Source organism: Henriciella marina, assembly GCF_027213945.1.
GTDB classification, from domain to species: domain Bacteria; phylum Pseudomonadota; class Alphaproteobacteria; order Caulobacterales; family Hyphomonadaceae; genus Henriciella; species Henriciella marina_A.
On record NZ_JAPWGW010000005.1, the window covers coordinates 154,669 to 173,822 of the forward strand.

Genomic DNA, 19,154 nt, shown 5'->3' on the forward strand with positions numbered 1-19,154 from the left:
CAATAGCCGGTTTTCAGGTGTTGGAGTTGGGTGTTTGGTTGAAAAAATAGAAGCGTCCTTCGTCGCCCGTCTCGAAGCCCTCATTCCAGAGCTGCGAGCTTTTGCGAGGGGTCTTTGCCGCGACGCTGCGCTTGCTGATGACCTTGTGCAGGATGCCTGCCTCAAAGCCTGGACATCGCAGGAGATGTTCGACCCGGCACAACCCATGCGCCCCTGGCTCTTCCGCATTCTCCGCAACGAATTCTACATGCAGAAGCGCCGCTCCTGGCGGTCGGTCAATCTCGAACCGGATGTGATCGCGGCGGCGCTTGTCGCTGAAGCAAACCAGGAAACCAGCAAGGACTTTGCCCGCATGGAGCGGTTGATCAGCCAGCTCCCTGATGAACAGCGCGACGCGCTCATCCTCATATTGGCGGCGGGAATGACCTATGATGAGGCCGGTGAGGTCTGCGGCTGCTCTGCCGGCACAATTAAGAGCCGCGTCAGCCGGGCGCGCGAAACCGTCAAACGGCGTTTTGTTTCGAGCGAGCGCTCGACCTACGTGGTCAAGCGTCCGGAAGGGGAGGGGCTTCCTGCCTTACTTCACCGCCTCGATGAACTGGCAGGGCCTGCCCGGCACACGCTTTGACAGCGAGAGGCGGCTCTCTGGCTGCCGGCCCGGTCTGGGCAATTTCCGACAGGCGAGGCATCCATCACGGTTTCGAGCCAGCCGACGCGGTAGAGAGAAGCCGTGCATCGAAACTGAGGCGCAGCGAAGACGCAGCTGACTTCCTGCATGCCAGATGGCTTATGCGTCAGCTAATCCAGCAGCGACGCCCGCAAACCGGGATACCTATTCTCCAAAGCTTTGACGATGCCCGCCCGGAAATCGCCGCGGCGCCTGATGTGGCCCTCAGCTGGTCGAAGTCAGGGCCAGTGGCTGCGGCGGCCCTTTCGGGAGGGGGGATCGTCGGCATCGATATCGAGCGGGCGATTGCACGCGATACGAGCGCTGTCCTCTCAATGACGGCAAGCGCAACAGAGGCAGATGCTGTCTCGTCGGCGGGTGACGAGACGGCGCAGCTTTTCGCTTTCTATCGCCTCTGGACGGCCAAGGAAGCGGTCCTGAAATGCCGGGGAGAAGGTCTGCGCGGCGGGGCGAAGAGCGTTGAAATACCGCTGGCATTCATACATGGGCGCGCCGATGAAATCACGATCCATGATCGTGGCGCGTCGCTATCACTTTCCGTCATCGACGCTGGTCGCAATGCCGTCTGTACTTTGGCGTTCAGCGCGCAAAAATAGATTTGAACATCCAGCCGGCAAGTGATTTCCCGTTTGTATGGCGCTCATCATGCATATCAAAAACCATGAGGGAAACAGTGCCAAAGGGGTGCGCGGCGATGCCTTCCTTGCGGATATCGAACCCCATGGAGCCATAGAATTCTCGCATTTGCGCTTCTGCCAGAATAGCGATGTAGCGGTGCCTGTCGCGGGCGACATAGTCGAGGACGGCCCGCATGATTGGGCCGAGTGTTTTCGAACCTCGACGCTCAGGCGCCGTGACCAGTTTTGACACTACGACACAGCTTTCCCCGTCAGCGAGGACTGATCCGAGATCGAAAACCTGAAATCTTTCTTCGGCTTTGCTCGCATGGACGGGGATGACCTGTGCGCTGGAGACAAGGTCTGCGCCATCGAACAGGGCGAAGGTTTCGCCGAGTTGGTCAGCATCGTCGCGCAGCAGACGGTTGTCATGGTCAGCGCCCGGCATGGCGAATTGTTTCTCGGCGCAATAGACGCGGTAGCGCAGATGCTGGACGAGTGGCAGCGTTGCGTCGGTGACTGGGATGATCTCGAAATTATCCATGGGGATCATCTCCTACAGACCAGGCGCGTGCGGTCTTGTCGAAGCTTAGATCGTAACGGCTGCGGGTATTCGGGCCGATGACAAATGGCGGATCGAGCGTCAGCTTCTGGGGATGAACCTGCCATTTGCGGGCGAAGAATTCCTTCACCGCAACGCCCTTGATGAGATCTGCGCCAGTCAAGCCTTCAAGACCCCAGGCGGCGGCAACCGTACCGGGGAGCCAGTCGCAGGCCATGACAGCTGCGGGTGAAACAAGCGATCTTCCGCTTTGCTCCCAGCTTAGTGGGGCAACCACTTCATCGCTCCTGCCAGTCAGAAAAGCTTTTCGTGCCAGAGGGTTAAGCGCGCCGAGTTTGCCTTTGGGATAGGCTTTCTCAACCAGATCGAGCCGGGCCCAGAGGCTTCCATCTTCGAGATAGGCTTCGATGAGGACAGGCAGGTCTTCTGAGCCTTCAAGGCGGGTTTGGGGCCTGCCTCTCACGGTGAGTTTTCCGCTTTCGGGGAGGTCGTGCAGAACGGTCAGGCGCTCTAAGCGGACGGGGTAGATGGCGGTGTTTTCCGCGCCTTTGAACCACTCTTCAGGCGTTTCATGCGGCGGACCATGCACCAGCCCGTCCAGTATGACGGGGTCGAACGGGTCCCCCGGATTTGTTGCAGCGGCGAGGTTCAGAACCGCTTCGAACCCCGTTTTGTCGCGGCGGATCGAGATGATGGATTGCATGGCCGGGCCGTGGAAAAGGTCGCCGGACGCATAAGGATCGCCGCGCTTCTTTCCATGCTTTCTCGGGACTAGTTTCGGTTTCGGTCCGCGCACGGGCTGGCTGATCTTTCCGGCGGAAATTTCATACCAGGTTGCGTCGTCGGACAGGGCATCACGGCCGCGCAGTTTTGTCTCCCCGTCCGGCGTGACCCTGGTCTCAACGCTGAGGCCATCACCGCTAAGGCTGCCCCAGCGCCTTGGTGAAAACGTTTTCAGTTCAATCGGGTAGCCTTCGAAGCCTGCGGCACGGGCCTGGCGTAAGGCCATTCCAGCCTGTGCCAGGAGGGGAAGTGAGGGGAGAGTATGGGTTGGACGATGCGACTGGAGCCAGCCGTCATTTCCCGCAGAAAACATGGTGCAGTGACGGTGCAGTGACGGTGCATGGGCGGTGCATATCCGGACACTCAGTTCGCGCATCTCATAAATTTTGAGCCCATCGACCCAGAGAACGCCGCGACCCTTCACGATGGTCGCATCGTCTTCCTCTTCAACCGAAAGAACCTCCACCATCGGAGTCGCCTGTTTCGCGGTCGGCATGACCTGTCCGCGATAGGTCCAGTTGACCTCATGGGTCTCGGCAATCGGCTCCCAGACCGGATGATCGAACCGGTCGGCGTGGCCGTTGAGATCTGCGGCCCGGGCAAGAAGCTGGACCAGCATATCGAGACCGAGGGAGCCCGGCTGTACCGGGTCGGAGAAGAAGTGCGCCTTGAAATACCAGGCATAAGGGTCGACGGCTTGCCTCGCACGGATACGGCCAAGAGCTGCCTCGCCGCTTGTCGGCTCGAACCGGTCGATGACATCAAAGAGGGCGAGACGGTTCTGAGAAGGCTTGAGACGCGTATCTGCTTCGCTCGGCGGGTCTGCTGGCGCGTTCACAAAATCGCGGTCGGCATCGGTTGGTTTGAGGCCGGCCTGCGCCGCGAGCGAGGCATTGGTAAAGAAGCCGAAGCTCGTCTCCAGCGAGATGATGGGCGTGCCATCGGCAAGAGTGGCTTCGAGCGCGAAGAAGACGATGGTCATCGGACCGACGCGCGAACAGCGGGTGAGCGTGGTGGTGGTGCGGACCATGCCGTCTTCGGGTCTCACCTGTCGATGGAGCGTGCCTTTGCCATCGAGGTTACGGAAGCGGGTCTCACCGGACAGCGCAAAACCGGAATAGGAGGCCAGCCATCCGCAAGGCTGAAGGATGACTTCGGTCAGAACCGAGAAGGGCATCGTACCCGTGCCGCCATCCTCGAAATACCAGGCGTCTTCTGGAATATCGTATTCGGCGACCGCTTCGAGACCTGCGCCCTGCTGGCCCGCTGGTTCAGAGACGGAAATCACGCGGCTGACCATGTGATAGGGCGGTTGCGGCAGGCGGGGGACAGCGCCCTTTGTATCGAAGGGCGCGTACATGCTGCCAAATGCATTGCTCGGCGCGCCGGACCCGCATTCGATCAGCGCGGCCTCATCGCCGCGCACATCGCAGCCTGTATTCACATAATGCGGGGTGGCCCCGAGCTTGTCTGGTTTCGGCCACTGGCGGCGGAGGCGCACGCCAAAGCGCGGACAGTAGAAAACTTTGCGGCCATCGGAGCGGGCCAAGAGGCTGGCGAAGACCATCGGTTCTTCACCGTCGATTATTTCGTCGACAAAGACTTCATAGGTAACCTCATGGTCGGTGTCCGGGGTGACCTGACCCCGGCAATAGAAGGTTGCTGGCGCGCCCGGTGCCGGTTCGAAGACATGGCTATCGCGCTCAATCGTCAGGCCTAGCCCGGCGGCGGTGAACTCCAGCGCCTGGACCGCGGCTTCAGCCATGAGGGTGCCCGGCATGCAGGGGTCTTCATGGAAGTGGCCGTCATAGAACCAGGCGTCTTTCGAGACGTGGTGGCGTGCCTTCAGATAGCCGCGTCCCCATGGCCCGCCTTCAGGGTCAAACTGCAGGACCTCATCAAAGAGGGCGAGTTTCCCGTCTGGTATGCGGGCGGGGCGGGTATGAGGCGCGGCGCGCTCAAACCCTTCGCCGAAACAGCGATAAGTATCGCCCGCGCGGAAGGCGGCGACTTCGGCGGCGGTGAAGCTTCGTTTGGTTGATGAAGACGTCTTGTCGAGGCGCGGCTCTGCTGTCGGCGCGCCTTCAGCCGCGTCCCAAAGCACGCCCTTGGAATTGGCAAGCTCTTCATCGGTGAAGAAGCCCGCCTGGCCGTTGCGAACCGAGAGCAGCAGGCGGTCATCGGCGTAGCAGTCATATTCAAAGAAGAACATGCGCACGCCAGAGAGCTCTGCGTGGCCCTTGATGGAAATCTGGAAGCGGAGGGTTTCGCCCACACGCGGCAATCCGCCTTCATGAAAGGTGAGCTCACAGCCGAGCAGGCGATAAACGCGATCCGAACAATTCAGCATGTCCGCGCCCATCCATGAGATGAGTGCGAGATCGGCTTGCCCCGCTTCGATCAGTGGACCCGGGCGTAGCATCCCGTCGCTGACTGCCCAGAGGTCCGCCGTCACATCTGTTTCTGTCCAGATGGTGCCCTTGCCGTGAACGAGGGCTTCGGCATCGATACCGGTTATCCGGTCACAGAGCAGCATGGGTGCGCGCGGCATGCGCACCTGCCGGCGGTATTTGTCCTGTGCGGCGAAGGCCTTGCCGAAAATGTCCGAGATATTGCCGACGGCGGCTTGCTCGATTTGTGCACGCGTAAAGGACGGGCCTGTGGGCGCTTTCCGTTCCAGCGGCGAGATGGATTTATGGGCTTGGGCAGGCGCAGGTGACATACGTCTGGCCGGAGCGACATTTGGCGCTGGCGAGGGAGCCTGGCCTGCCGCGGTTCGCTTCCGCTCCAGCACAGCTGTCCCGACAGTTTTCACCACGGGCGGCACCCAGCTTGCGCCAGGTGGCAGGGGAAGCGTGCGCGCGAGAGCAGGTTTTGCAGAGGGAAGCGGGCCAGGATTGAAGGATGGCCGCTTCGGTGGGGTGAGGCGGCGACGCGCCGTCTGCCTTGATTGCGATGGAAGCTGAGGCGTGCGCGGTGGCGCGGCATGGGCGTCGAAGGTGACGGCGCTCTTGTCCTTGATGCGGAGAGGCAGGGTGTTCGCGCTGGCCTCGTCCAGCTGTGACTTCAGCCAGTCTATGTTCAGTGCGTGACCGCCAGCAAAAAGCCGCGCCGCCAGCATCGCGATGCTGTCGAGGGCGGGCTTGCCGAAACGGTCTGTTGACAGCGCCGTGACCGACGGCCCAAGCGTTTCTTCGATTGCGCCGGTGAGTGTGTCGCGCGGGCCGATCTCGATGAAGGTTCGCACCCCGTCGGCATGCGCTGCGTGGAGTGTCGCTGGGAAGTCGATTGGCGCGATCGCCTGTCCGGTGAGCATGTTGGCGGCGCTGTCGGCGGAGACCTCATAAGCGCCGTTGATGGCGTTGGCGTAAAAGCGCACGGCCTTGGGCGCCTTCGTCTTGCGAAAGTGGAGCTGATGCCAGGTCTTCTCATAAGGCAGCATGGCTGGGGTGTGGACGGTTAGGTCGTGCGGGACGCGGATGGCCGCTGCGCCAAGCCGCTTGATGACGCGCTGGCAGGCGGACGCCTCACCGGAGATCACGACATCGCTGGCGCTATAGATGATGGTGATGTCGCATCGCGGTTCGGGCTTGATGGCATCGCGGACGGCGGCCTCGCTGGTGCGCAGGCGCCATGTCGCCCATTCGATCGGTGCCTTCTCACCCCAGGCCTTGCGGGCGGTTTCAAACGCGCCCGCCAGATAGCGGTCATACATGCCGCTTTCGCCAATCGTGCCCATCAGGCCGTCAGCGTCCACCCATGCGCCGAAGGCGATCAGTGAATTGGTTTCGCCGGATGAAAGCCCCACGGCGACGGTTGGTTTGAGGCCAAGCATCTGCGTCAGGAGGAGGTGCTGGGCCTGCGACACAAGCGTTGTCGCGCGAAGCTGGCTGAAGGCGCTTTCGAGGCCCGTGGCGAGCGTATCGGCGACCGACTGAGCGGTCGGGAAACGCTGGGTAACGAGCTTGCCGAGAGACGGGAAGGCCGAAAAGAGATCGCGGCCCATGCCGGGATAGGCGGCGGCCGCGCCGGTAAAGACGAAGGCGAGGTCGCCTTCCGGCGCCCCCTCGCCAAAAATGATGCCGTCGCTACTCTCAAGCGACCCCGCGCGAAGGCGAGAGGCTGCTTCAAGGCGGAGCGCCGTCATCTTTTCAGGTCGTGTGCCAAGCAAGGCGATGCGTAGATTGCCGTCGCTCGACTGGCGCTGCGCCTCGAGGGAGGCGATGAGCGCGTCCCGGCTTTCGGCGCCATAGGTCTCCAGGCGCGGCGGCGGACGCAGCAGGTCGGGTGTTGGCTGAGGCCGCGTCTTCAGTTTGACCGCGGCACCTGCCACCGCCGGCCGGGGGGATGTACTACCCAGACGTGGCACGAGACCCGTTTCGCCAAGCTCCAGCCCGCGGACGGCAGCTTCTGCCTGCAGGCCAAGTTCGACGAGGCCGCCTGCGGCATGGGCATGGCCATAGATACGGGAAATCATGGCGTTGGGGCGCGTACCTTCCTCTATGCGGAGCGCGCGGATTTCGGTCGTAGACGGCGCGTCAGCGCTGCGCTGGAGGATGAGCGCGGCGGCGGCGTCACCCGTATGTTCGCTGCCGGTGGCGGCGTGAACGATATCGGCGGAGAGATCAGCGGCGGCGACGATGGCGGCGTCAATTTCGCCAGCCTGGAGCGCGCGGATGGCAAGCTCTGCGGCGCGCAGGCCGGATGCTTCCTCTTCCATCACCGCAAAGCCAAGCGCGCGCCAGTCGCCGCGCACATTCAACCGGTTTGCAGAGACGTTCGGCATGGCCCCGAGCACGTCACCTGCCTTTAGCGGGGCGGCGATGGCGTTGCGGGCTTCGTCCGCCTCCGGTGAGGTTGGCACTAGGTCGAGGCGCTGTGCAATCCGTGCACGGAGCATCCAGCGGGTCGCTTCGGGCGAGCAGGAAAAGCCTGTGTAGACGCCGACCCGCGCACCGTCGGCAAGCGAGGTGCGGGCGAGCGCCCCATCGACCGCGTCCCAGAGCGCCACCTGCTGGCCTTGCGCGGACGAAAGATCAGATGGTGGCGCGCGTAGCGCTTTCGGGTCGGCATGGGTCTCGAGCATGGGGCCGCGCGCATCCATGGGCGGGCGCATCAGGCGCTGGAGCACGCGGGCGACACCGCGGTCTGGTCCAAGCGAAAGTCCAGTTGCAGTGATGGCGATGTGCGGCGGCTTGCGAACTGGCGTGGCGGTTTTGCGGCGGGCACGCTGGCCGTCATCGGCAGCGAGGATGAGGTGCGCATTATTGCCGCCAAATCCGAAGTTCGAGAGGGCGGCGACGCGGGGACGGTCGTCCGGCCACTTGCCCTGCCGGGCCGGTGTCAGACCGCTGCCTTCGAAGCCGGAAATGGCCGCGCCTTCAAGCCGGGTCGGCGGGATGGTGCCTTCATTGACGGCATAGGTGAGCTTGATGAGGCTCGCCATACCAGCCGCGGTAATGAGATGGCCGAGATTGCCTTTGAGCGAGCCGATGGGGAGCTGATCTGTTCCAGCAAAATGCGCGGCGGTGGCGGCAAGCTCGACAGCGTCGCCGGTGCGGGTGCCGGTGGCATGGGCTTCGAGGAGCCCGATATCGCGGGCAGGATCGAGGCCGGACCCGGTCCAGGCCGCAGCCATGGCTTCGCGCTGGCCGTCGCCGTCAGGCGCGAGCAGCGATTTACGGCGCCCATCATTGGAAAGGCCGATGCCGCGAATGACGCCGAAGACGCGGTCGGCAAGATCGCAGTCGCTGAGGCGTTTCAGGACAATGGCGGCGGCGCCTTCAGCCGGGACGAGTCCATCTGCGCCATCCACGAAGGGGCGAGAGCGGCCGGTTGGCGAGAGCGCGTTGAGGGCTGAAAACCCCTGATGCAGGATGAGATTATCAGCGCCGTTGACGGCTGCTGCAATGACGACATCGAGGCTGTGATCCTGCAGGCGGTCGCAGGCCAGCTTGATTGCATAGAGCGAGGAGGCGCAGGCGGCATCGACGGCGAAGGCAGGACCGGCGGCGCCGAGGGCGCGGGCCAGAAGCTGCGCCGGGCCGCCCGTATTGAAGCGGTTCTGCGAGTGGATGCCCGAGGTGCCGTCCAGCCAGATGTCGGCGGCAAAATCAGAGAGAGCGCGGCTCGGATAGCCGAGATTGCCAGCAATGACGCCGATACGGGATTTGCGGGCCTTGGGCTGTCCGGCTTCACGCCAGGCCTCGCGGCCCGCATGCAGCAGCCACTGGAAGACCGGGTCGAGGTCGCTTGCGTCGGTGTCGCCGAGATCATGGGCGGCGGGGTCGAAGACCTTGTCGAAGCCGGTGACGAAAGCGCCCTTGTAGCCGATGGCCTGTTGCTCGGCTTCGGTGACGCCCCATTTGCCGGGCGGGGCGTCGGTGATGAGGGTCTTTTCCTCGAGCACAGCCTGCCAGAGTTCAGCCGGGGTGAGCGCGCCCGGCAGGACGCAGCCGCGGCCGATGATGGCGATAGGTTCAAACGTCGGCTTAGCCATGGGCGATCTCCGCGCCTGCAACGATTTCGACCGGGCAGGCGGGGCCAGCGAGCACGGCGTCTGCAAAGGCGTTGGCGCCTGCGGGTTTTGAGATGAGGGCGACGCCAAGCTCGGCGAATTTGGCGCGTAGGCCATCATCCACCATGCCGCCATCCCACGGGCCCCAATTGATGGAGGTGACGGCGGCATCTGGATTGGTCGATTTCAGCCACCAGGCCATGCGGTTCAGAATCTCATTCGCCATTGCGTAATCGGCCTGGCCTGCATTGCCATAGCGGGCCGCGACCGATGAGAAGAAGGCGATTGTCTTCAGCTTTGACGAGTCGAGCTGGCTCAGAAGAGCATCGAGCCCACCAATCTTGGGGCCGAAGACGCGGGCAATCTGCTCTGGCGTCTTCTCGCGGATGAGCTTGTCGGCGAGGACGCCTGCGCCATGGACGAGACCTGTGATCTCTCCGAGGTCGGCGCGGATATCGGCAAGCGCCTGGGTGAGCGCGGCGGGGTCTGAGACGTCTGCCGGGATGTAGCGCGCTTCGCCGCCTGCCTGACCGATTGCGGTGAGGGTTTCGCGGATCTCAGCGCCAGAGAGCAGCGCGCGGGCGCGACTGTTGAGGGCGGCGGGGGTGATCTTTTCGCCTGCGGTCTTCGCCGCTTTGGCGAGGGCGCCGCGCAGGGTCTTCTCGTCGGTCGTTGTCGGCAAGCCTTCTGGCCAAGGGGTCACGGGGGAGCGGCCGAGGAGCGCAAAGCGCGCGCCGGTGCGGCGGGCGAGCTCTATGACGCAATCTGCCGTCACGCCGCGCGCGCCGCCAGTGACGAAGATGACATCCTGCGGGCCGAGGCGGCCGGGCTGGTTGCGGGGCAGGGTGAAGTCTGTGTCCTGCGGCACATAGCGGCCTGCCGGGCTGAGGCCTGTCGTCGGCGCGGTGCCGCCGGTGAGGAGTTCTTCCACGAGGTGGCTGGCGGCGAGCGACGTGCCGAAGCCTGCCATGTCGATATCAATGAGGCGGATGGTGGAGGCCGTAAACTCGCGCGCGGCGGTGCGGGCAAGGCCGGAAAGCCCGCCGCGCCACGCGCGCTGGTCCTGCGGTTGGAAGAGCCCGCCTGTGTCCTGCAGCAGGATGACAGCGCCGCCTTGGGTTTCGAGCTGTGGGGCACTGGTCTTTAAGGCTGCGACGGCGTCGGCGTGCAGGGTCTCACGCGCGCCGGAAAGACCGTGCGCGAGGATCAGAGCGTTGGCTGCTCCGCTCGGTTCGGTGACGGCGCGGACCTGAAAGCCTGATGCGCCAAGCGCAGCGATGAAAGGCTCAGCGGCGGCGGGGTCTGGCGTGACCCACTCGATCAGGGATGCTTCGCGCAGGCCGGGCGTGACCCGTCCGATGGCAGGCTGGCTGACATAGGCCACGGCTTTCAAGGCCAGCGGCGCTGGACCAGAAACAGGTCCAGCATCGCGCGAAGCGGGGCGAGCAGCGTCAGGTGACGCCGGCGCGCCCCTTAGCCAAAAAAATCGGCGATCTTCCGGATGGAGCGCAGCTCTGCGATCTGTTCCGGTTCGACCTCTGGCAGGTTCGGCATCTGCTCGCGCAGGGCCGAGAGGATCTCGACCTGCTTGATGGAGTCGACGCCAAGTTCGCCCTCAAGATCCATATCATCTTCGAGCATTTCCGGCGGGTAGCCCGTCTTGTCGGCGATGAGGTTGCGGACAAGCTCTGTCATGTCGACGCCAGCGGCTGCCGAGGTAGCTGCAGGGGCCGGAGCTGGGGCGGCGGCAATGTGGTGGCCGTGGCCATTCGCATAGCCGTTCCCATTTGCGTGCGTGGGCTGGGCCGGAGCCGGAGCCGTAGAAGTCGCGCCGCTTGCAGCCGGGCTGAGGAAGGCGGCGATCTTTGCGATGGTGCGCAGCTCGGCGATCTGTTCAGGCTCGATCTCTGGCAGGGACGGCATCTTCTCGCGGAGGGCTGAGAGGATCTCGACCTGTTTGATGGAGTCGACGCCAAGCTCCCCCTCAAGATCCATGTCGGGCTCGAGCATGTCGGCTGGGTAGCCGGTCTTTTCGGCGACGAGGCTGGTGACGAGGGCGGTGAAGTCCTGCGCTGGGGTCGGTGCAGGCGCTGGAGCGGGAGGAGGTGTCGGTTGAGGCGCTGGTGTTGGGGCTGGCGCGGCTGCGGCCGGGGCTGGCGCCGGCGCAGGGACTGGCTGTGGAGTGGGTGCGGCCGCGACGGGCTCTGGAGCCGGTTGGGGTGCTGGCTGGGCCTGTGGCTGAGGCGCTGGAGTAGCCACCGAGCCTGCCGATGCGAGCATGGCCTGCGTGGTCTGCATGTATTGGGCGTGCGCCGTCTGAAGCGCTTGCATGTAGGCGGTGTGGGCTTCTGTCATCTGCGCATGGATCTGGGCGGCGGTGCTGGCAGGAGCGGAGTGGCGGGGCTCAGTCATGGGCGAAGGTCCTGGCTGGGAAATCTGGGAAGAAGAGGTTGAGGCTGGGGCAGGCGGCGGCGCCCGGTCTGGCGGAGCGGCTGGTATCGGTTTGGTGACCTGCTCGGAGACTGATGGTGCCGCTTTTGGTGGCGGCAGCGCCGCAGCACCGCCTTTTGGCGGGTAGGGCTTGTTATAGTTTGCGCCGGTGAGATCTATGGCATGCTTCGAACGGGGCTTGCGCGCCTCTGGCGCGGGCATGTTGGCGAACAAGGCTTCGAAATCGATCTCATAACCGAGGACGGCAAGCTTGCCGAGCCCGGCGAGGAAGGCCGCGAGGCCATTGCCCTTCTTGTCGTCTAGCGCCACCGCATTGGCCTTGCCGGGCAGGATCTGCCCGACAAGCGCGGTGAGGACGGTGCCGGGGCCAGCCTCTACAAAGGTCGTGACGCCGGCCTCATACATCCCCTCAATGATTTCGCGGAAGCGGACGGGGCTTTCGATCTGTCCTGCCAGCAGGTCCCGCTGCTTGTCGTAGGCAAGCGGGTAGCGTTTGGCAGACGCGTTGGCGAAGACAGGAAAATCGCCCTTGCAGAAATCGGTCTTGCCGAGCGCCTTGCGGAAAGGGGCGACAGCGCCCGCAACGATGGGTGAGTGGAAAGCCGAGGCGACCGGCAGACGGCGTGCCTTGATACCGGCTGCTTCAATCGCCGCTCGGGCTGCCTCAATGGCGTCGACCGGACCGGAAAGCACCGTCTGGGTTGGCGCATTGTCATTGGCGACAACGACGTCCGGATGGTCTTTCAGGATCGGTGCGAGCTGTTCGCTTGAGGCCTGCGTGGCCAGCATCGCGCCTTCATTGTCGGCGGCGGCCTGGCTCATCAGTCTTGCACGTTTGCAGGCGGTGCTTAGCGCATCCTTGTCCGACAGGACGCCTGACGCGTTCAGCGCCATGATCTCACCGAAGCTGTGACCGGCGGCCATGTCGGCATCGAGGCCAGCCTTTTCCAGAACGGCGAGGACAGCCATCGTCGCGGCGGCGAGCGCAGGCTGTGCGTTTTCCATAGCGGTTAGCGTGTCGGCCTGCGCCTTTGCCTGCTCATCATTGAAGGCCGATGGCGGGAAAGCGAGGCGGTGGAGGCCGAGCTTGCCGGCTTTCTTGTGGCTTGCGGCATAATCCCAGGCGGCGCGCGCCTCAGGGAAGGCGAGGGCGAGGTCGCGGCCCATGCCGACATACTGGCTGCCTTGGCCTGGCATCAGGAAGGCGAGCTTGCCGGGTTTGGCGGCGGTGAGGCTGACGCTGCTGCCCTTCGGCAGCGGCGCGGTTTCGGCGTTGCCTGCGCGGATAAGGGCGGCCAGTTTTGCGGCCTTCGCATTGAAGTCGTCATTGCTGGTGGCTGTAATGGCCGCGCGGCAGGTATCGCCGGTTTCAAAACCTGCATGGCTTTCGCTTGCGGCGATGGCGAGGTCTTCCTCGTGCACCAGTTTGCGGGCCGTCGCTTCGATCGCCGTGGCGAGCGCATCTGGCGAGCTGGCAGAAACCATGAAGAGTTCTGCTGGCAGGATACGGTCCGGGAGGGCCGCTTGAGGGCCGGTGTATTCTTCCAGCGTGACGTGAAAGTTCGAGCCGCCGAAGCCGAACGAACTGACGGACGCCCGTCGTTTATGGGATTTGTCCCGGACCCATGGGCGAAGCTCGCGGTTCACATAGAAGGGGGAGCCAGCGAGTGCCGGAGCGGGTTGGTCGATTTTGATGGTTGGCGGCAGGGCCTTTCTGGACAGCGACATGGCAGCCTTGATCAGGCTAGCTGATCCCGCGGCGGCCTTGGTGTGGCCGATTTGGGATTTGACCGATCCGATGGCGCACCAGGGGGTGTCCACCATCTCACCGTCCTCGCAGAAGACCTGTTTCAGGCCTGCGATTTCAGCCGCGTCGCCAGCTTTGGTACCTGTGCCGTGCGCTTCGACCAGTTCGACAGAGCGCGGATCGTAACCGGCCTGTTCATAGGCGCGGCCAAGGGCGCGAGCCTGCCCATCAGGGAGTGGGGCGTAGATGGCGGTGGCGCGCCCGTCAGAGCCTGCGCCAATGCCCTTGATGACGGCATGAATACGATTGCCGTCCCGCTCTGCATCGGCAAGGCGGCGGAGCGCCAGGATGCCGATGCCTTCACCGAGCATCGTCCCATCTGCCTTGTCGGAGAATGGCCGGCAGTCCTCTGTCGGGGAGAGGGCCGGTGTCTTCGAGAAACACATATACATGAGGATGTCGTTGAGGGCGTCGACACCGCCGGTGAGGACAAGGTCGCTGTCGCCCGCGCGCAGCTCATGTATGGCGCCGTGCAGGGCCGAGAGAGAAGACGCGCAGGCTGCGTCCGTCACATAGTTGGAGCCGCCAAGATCCATCCGGTTTGCGATACGCCCGGCAACCACATTGCCGAGAAGACCGGGAAAGGTGCTTTCCTTCCATTCGGAAAAATTTTCCGAGATGCGGTCGGCAATGGCCTGAACTTGCGTCTCGGGAAGACCGGCGTCCCGCAGTCCCTTTATCCAGGAGGGCCGCTGCAGACGACCGGACATATGGCCCACGAGTTCGGTCGCTGACGCGACGCCAAGAATGCAGGACGTGCGCTTGCGGTCGATCGTGCCATTTGTGGCTTTCTCAGCCTCATCGAGCGCGGCCTGTGCCACCATGAGCGCGAGGAGCTGGGCGCTGTCTGTGGCGTCGATCTGATTGGGCGGAATACCGAAGGAAAGCGGGTCGAACCCTTGCGGCGAGAGGAAGCCGCCGCGCTGGCCATAGGTCTTGTCCCGGGCCTTCGGGTCGGCGTCGTAATAATCCTCGATCAGCCAGTGTGTCGGCGGGACCGGGCCCAGCGTATCGACACCTTCGGCAATATCGCGCCAGAAGCCCGCCGCGTCGCCGCGGCCGGGAAACATCGCGCCATATCCGACGATGGCTATATCTGCTGGTCTCGACGTTCTGTCTGCCATGTTGTTCTCAGCCCCTCAGCCAGAGATTTACTCGAATAGCCCCGCCCGATAGTCGAAAGCTGATTGTGGAATGTTCTCACCGCGCGCCCGGCGGGCCTGAAGTCCTGTCAGGTGCGCGGCCCCGTCCATGAGGTTCAGCGCAATCTGTTTGACGCTCCGGTTTTCGAGCGCTTCGAGCGGGCTTCCCTTGACCCACTCATTGAAGGCGCCCATCGCCGGGCCGCACCAGATCTGGTAGTCGCGCAGGCGGCTTTCCTCGCCCTCACGGGCCCATTGGGCCCCGAAGAAAAGATACCTGCGAAAGACAAGTGCGAGCTGGTGGCGAAGGTCTGCTTCTGCCTTTTCCAGCTCTTTCGGATTGGTCCCGGCCATGAAGGCGCGGGTCTTTTCCCAGGCGGACGCGTAGGTCTCGCCAAGAGCGGTCTCGATGAATGCCTGCTCCTGCGGGGTGCAGTCGGTAAAGCCAGTACGGGTCTTGTAGATCTCGCGCATCCGGCGCCCGCGCATGGCAAAGAGGGTGCCGCGTTTCAGAACCTGAACCTCGACCCCTTGCTCGAACATGTCGGCGGCCGGGGCCATGGCGATATCGGCGGGGCCTGCTTCTGCGAGGAGCTTGCGGCCAGCGAGCGAGAGGCCGGACTCGACCGCGGCCTGATTGACCGAGCCGGTGATGATATAGGCGGCGCCCATCTGGAATGCCGAAGCGGCCGCCCAGGGAGTGCCAATGCCGCCGCCAAGGCCGATGCGGATCTCGTCAGCATTGAGACTGTGAGTCTCGCAGACTTCCCGGCGGGCCTGAACCAGCGAGGAGAAGAGCGGCCCGGCGGCGCGGTTGTCGGTATGCCCGCCGCTATCGGCTTCGGCGGTGATGTCGAGGGCGACGGGAACACTGGCGGCAATCTCTGCCTGCTCTGGCGTAATATCGCCGCGGGCGACCAGTTGTTTCAGGATCGCGTCTGGCGCAGGGGCCATGAATTGCCGGGCGACCTCGGCGCGGGAGACCTTGGCGAAGACGTGCGTGGTGCGGGTGATGCTGCCATCAGCGGCCCGTGAGAGTCCGGCGGCGCTGTAGCGCACGATTTCCGGCGACAGCTGCATGAAGGCGGAGGCTGACACGCGGGCGACACCGCGCGACAGGAAGAGGTCAACGACCGCGCGCTCATAGCCGGGCTGCTGCGGGGTGTGGATGAGATTGGCGCCCCAGGCGGGCGCGCCTTTGCCGAGCGCGGCTTCGATCTCGTCGAGACCTGCGGCGATGGTTTCAGGCCTGAGGCCCGCGCTGCCATAGAAGCCGAGGGGGCCTGACTGAACGGCGGCGATGACCATGCGCGGGGTTGCGATACCGCGTGCCATTTCGCCGACGATATAGGCAAAGCGGCTGCCATGAATTTTCGTGAAAGCGTGGTCGCCGAGCCAGTCTGGATAGACAGCGTTATCTTGCGAGGTGGTGTTCTTGGTTAATGGGGGGTGCCGCGTCTCAACCTTCTTGGCCGGGCCGCTACAATTACTGGACTCCCAGTGCTGGATCCTCATGCCTCAGCTTTCCCTATAGGCCACGAAGTAGAGCGTGAATTGACCTCTCTTGCAATATTTTGGCCGTTGATTCTCGCGCGTGCAGCAAATGTGCTGAAAAACGTGACGCATATGTCACGATTGGCGCGATCTATTGCAAACACAACAGATTGGGCTTTTCCATAGGTATATATGCAGGAGCGAGAACGGGATCAGCCCCATGCACTAAAGGCGTGGCTGGTCGCGATCGACAGCCTCGAAATCAGCGTACCGCACTGACGGAGAGGCGCTATCAATTCCTGATGCAACCGGTCATAGCCGGTCTCGCTTCGCGCACCGGTCTCATAGCCTGCTTCGTCGATGTGCTGGAACAGATCAGCCTCGCCGCGCGACGGCGGATAGATTTCTTCCAGAAGATCAGCGGCCTCTTCGATCTGCATGGTGAGAACGAGGGCAATGATGTCGCTGCGGCTTGTGTCGTGGCGGGCTGAAAGGTCGCTGAGGCGCCCTGTCAGGCTAAGCGCGTAGAGCATGAGCGCCTGCCGGATGGCGTGGAGCGCGTGGAAGTCCAGCCGGCTTTCGTGGCGGCTTTCGACACTCGGCGCTTCGTCGAGAGAGGCGATAAGACCATCAAACTCTACAAGGTCGACGCTAAGCCGGTTGGCGATTTTCTGCAGGCTGGTGGCAGTCTGGTTCTCGCGGAGGGCATCCGCAACGCGGCGCATTGGGCCTGCCTGCGAAATGTCGCCATGACGCGAAACTGCCAGCCAGACATGCGGGTCGAAGACGTTGGCATAGCCGCGCAGCACAGGCAGGCTGGTCAGCATGCGGGCGCGGGTTGCGAGCATGATAAGGGCGTGAAGGCGGGGCGAGGCATTGATGATGTCGCGCATGCGCTCTTTCTCGCGCGGCATGGCAGAACCAATACCACACGCCGAGTTCAGCGGCACACCGAGCTGCTGGAGCATGGCGTTATGAGAGATCGCCCGGATGGCCGAGGGCCCGCTTGGGCCGCCCGCACGTTTCACTGGGCGGGAGCCCGCCTTGACCAGAAAGCCGGACGTGAACCCGCCGAGCATTTCCTCATAGTCGCGGTCGACGAAGAGCGTCTCGTGCCAGTTTCGAAGCGCGCGGTAGGCGTCCCAGACAAAGTCGGTCTGCGTATAGAAGGCGTCTTCGTCAGTGGATGGTGGTTCTGACAGGATGTGTTCGCAGAAGGCAGCATATGTGGCGCGTGAAAGCTCCGGCGTCGCGAAATGGAGAAAGCCGTCACCGCCTTGGAAGCTCACCTCGTGGATTGGCTGGATGTCGCGGGCGAGGAGTTCGCTGCGCGTCCACGGCGTCAGCAAATGGTCATGGCGCTGCTGGAAGCTGCCGGGATAGGCGCCGCGCCCGATCGACTCGCCATGTGTGTTGAAGACGAGCAGGCCTGTGCCGGGCAGGACGTCGCCGAGCGCGCGGCCGATCAGGCTGTGGATCCGCTCGATCGCCATATTGCCGGCGACCTGTCCGATGAAGCGGCCAGAGTCTGAAAAGCCCAGCTGGATGGAGAGGTAGCCGCGCGCCTTGATGTAGGCGCAGAAGCTTTCTTCTTCGAGCAGGCGCTCGACAAAGCGCCCACCGGTTTCGAGGGCTTCCGGTGTTTCGAAGAGCGGTGAGATGTCGAGCGCATGATCCACGCCGTACTGGCGGGCAAGATGAAGCGCGCCCATGACGGTGGCGGGGTTTTCACTCTCTGCAATCAGAAAGCGGATCGGTGAGCCTGCATCGATATGTTTGAGGATCTGTGCGCACATCATGAACTGGCGCCGCGCGGTGGACTGTTCGAGGAAGAGGTCCGCGAAGTTTACAGGGCGCACTTCGGTGCTGCCTGCCATTTCAGAGAGCTTGCTGAGGGCGAGACGGCCAAGTTCGCTGTCTTCGGTTTCAAGGTCGAGATCGCGCTGGAGGACGGTGCGCACCTGCGCAGCATTCACGCGAAGATGGATGCGGGCGGTGCCAAGCTGGAGCGCGTCGATTTCAGCGCGCAGGATCATCAGGGCGGCGGCTGTCTCGTCTGGTGTTTCCGTGTCTTCGATCAGCGTAGTCAGCGGATCGGTCAGGGTGGCCGCGTCTGTGATCTTTGCGTCCGAGGCGGCCGTCAGGAAATTGGCTGCATCGCTGAGCACGTCCGGGTCTGAGAGGTTCTGGCCGAACTTTTCTGCGGCTGCTTCGGTGTGGGCCTGCGCATCGGCGAGTTTCTTCTCGAGCGCGGCCAGCGTCTCGAACTCTGCGAAGTTGGAGAGACGACCGCGATAATAGGCGAGCTGGGCTGCCTTCTCGCGCAGGCGCAGCGTGATTGACTGCGACCAGTGAATATCGGTCCGTCCATCGAGGTCATAGCCGACCCAGCTTGCCAGTGTGGGAAGGGCGGTGCGAAGGCTGCGCCAGTCATCGAGAGACTTTCTGGCCGCGTCTACAATGATACCTGCATAATGGCCTGCCGCGTCCTGCGCATTTGCGATCGCATCCTGCGCTTCCTCATGTTCGTGGGTGAGCGTGATCTGGTCCGGCCAGTCCGGTTGCGGGTCGCTGGCGACGGATTGGAGGTTGCCGAGTTCGCTCTTGCCGGGCTTGCTGGCATAGGCAGCGAAGGCACGGCGCAAATCCCGTGACAGGGCAAAGGTGGGATGGGCCGTGAAGACGATCCCACCGGCATGCCGTGTGACCGTTTGCCGGAACCGCTCCGGGTCCGATTTGGCCATCGCAGAGAGCGCCGCCTTGACCCCAGCGAAGGCATCCTTCGATTTGCCGACCTCGGTATGCTGCGCCCGAAACTGGTCAGCGCGGTCCTTCAGAAGGTCAAAATGCAGGCCGTCGACTGTTTCGGCGACACTGGAGAGGTCAGTGCGACCGGCCTCCAGATCCTGAAAGAGTTGTAGCGCAAAAGAGAAAACCGAATTGGTCAGCGGGTCGCGGTCAATGCCTTCTGCATGATCGCGCAGGAATTTGCGGATACGGGCCGGGTCTAGCGGCGTCTTTCTGGTCGGCATGGCGGGTCTCCCTGAAAGCAAGATAGCGTTTGAACGCGTATCTTGTTCAGGAAGAGAGGCC

The 19,154-nt window shown here is 63.4% G+C and carries 8 protein-coding genes; 2 read left to right on the plus strand and 6 right to left on the minus strand.

From position 1 onward, the window contains the following. Window positions 1–34: 34 nt before the first annotated feature. Both O4G74_RS14965 and O4G74_RS14970 read left to right on the plus strand, forming a co-directional pair. The gene (locus O4G74_RS14965) at window positions 35–628 is read left to right on the plus strand and encodes a sigma-70 family RNA polymerase sigma factor (RefSeq protein WP_269403360.1); all 594 of its coding nucleotides are present in this window, start codon (window positions 35–37) and stop codon (window positions 626–628) included. Then, on the plus strand, window positions 625–1,284 hold the full coding sequence (locus tag O4G74_RS14970) for a 4'-phosphopantetheinyl transferase family protein (protein ID WP_269403361.1): 660 nt from the start codon (window positions 625–627) through the stop codon (window positions 1,282–1,284). Before O4G74_RS14965 ends, O4G74_RS14970 begins: the two co-directional genes overlap by 4 nt. Here the strand turns inward: O4G74_RS14970 and O4G74_RS14975 are convergent. The 6 genes from O4G74_RS14975 to O4G74_RS15000 all read right to left on the minus strand — a co-directional run bounded on the left by O4G74_RS14975 (window position 1,268) and on the right by O4G74_RS15000 (window position 19,093). Then, window positions 1,268–1,849 (minus strand): N-acyl amino acid synthase FeeM domain-containing protein, encoded by a 582-nt coding sequence (locus O4G74_RS14975; protein ID WP_269403362.1) that lies wholly within the window; start codon window positions 1,847–1,849, stop codon window positions 1,268–1,270. The two genes, O4G74_RS14970 and O4G74_RS14975, sit on opposite strands and share 17 nt — an antisense overlap. After that, on the minus strand, window positions 1,842–9,149 hold the full coding sequence (locus O4G74_RS14980) for a beta-ketoacyl synthase N-terminal-like domain-containing protein (protein WP_269403363.1): 7,308 nt from the start codon (window positions 9,147–9,149) through the stop codon (window positions 1,842–1,844). The genes O4G74_RS14975 and O4G74_RS14980 overlap by 8 nt, the downstream gene beginning before the upstream one ends. Further along, the gene (locus O4G74_RS14985) at window positions 9,142–10,551 is read right to left on the minus strand and encodes an SDR family NAD(P)-dependent oxidoreductase (protein ID WP_269403420.1); all 1,410 of its coding nucleotides are present in this window, start codon (window positions 10,549–10,551) and stop codon (window positions 9,142–9,144) included. Before O4G74_RS14985 ends, O4G74_RS14980 begins: the two co-directional genes overlap by 8 nt. A gap of 89 nt (window positions 10,552–10,640) precedes the next feature. After that, a complete protein-coding gene (locus O4G74_RS14990; RefSeq protein ID WP_269403364.1) occupies window positions 10,641–14,549 on the minus strand; it encodes a beta-ketoacyl synthase N-terminal-like domain-containing protein in 3,909 nt (1,302 codons plus the stop codon). A 27-nt stretch (window positions 14,550–14,576) separates the two neighbouring features. Next, the gene (locus O4G74_RS14995; RefSeq protein ID WP_269403365.1) at window positions 14,577–16,082 is read right to left on the minus strand and encodes a PfaD family polyunsaturated fatty acid/polyketide biosynthesis protein; all 1,506 of its coding nucleotides are present in this window, start codon (window positions 16,080–16,082) and stop codon (window positions 14,577–14,579) included. Between the two features lie 191 nt (window positions 16,083–16,273). Next, entirely contained in the window at window positions 16,274–19,093 is a 2,820-nt protein-coding gene (locus O4G74_RS15000; RefSeq protein ID WP_269403366.1) for a phosphoenolpyruvate carboxylase, read from the minus strand. Window positions 19,094–19,154: the final 61 nt, after the last annotated feature.

What these genes read in the sequence shown, in the direction of transcription:
- O4G74_RS14980 (WP_269403363.1), bottom strand. Translation starts at nt 9,149, where the DNA reads ATGGCTAAGCCGACGTTTGAACCTATCGCCATCATCGGCCGCGGCTGC.
- O4G74_RS14975 (WP_269403362.1), bottom strand. Translation starts at nt 1,849, where the DNA reads ATGGATAATTTCGAGATCATCCCAGTCACCGACGCAACGCTGCCACTC.
- O4G74_RS14990 (WP_269403364.1), bottom strand. Translation starts at nt 14,549, where the DNA reads ATGGCAGACAGAACGTCGAGACCAGCAGATATAGCCATCGTCGGATAT.
- O4G74_RS14995 (WP_269403365.1), bottom strand. Translation starts at nt 16,082, where the DNA reads ATGAGGATCCAGCACTGGGAGTCCAGTAATTGTAGCGGCCCGGCCAAG.
- O4G74_RS15000 (WP_269403366.1), bottom strand. Translation starts at nt 19,093, where the DNA reads ATGCCGACCAGAAAGACGCCGCTAGACCCGGCCCGTATCCGCAAATTC.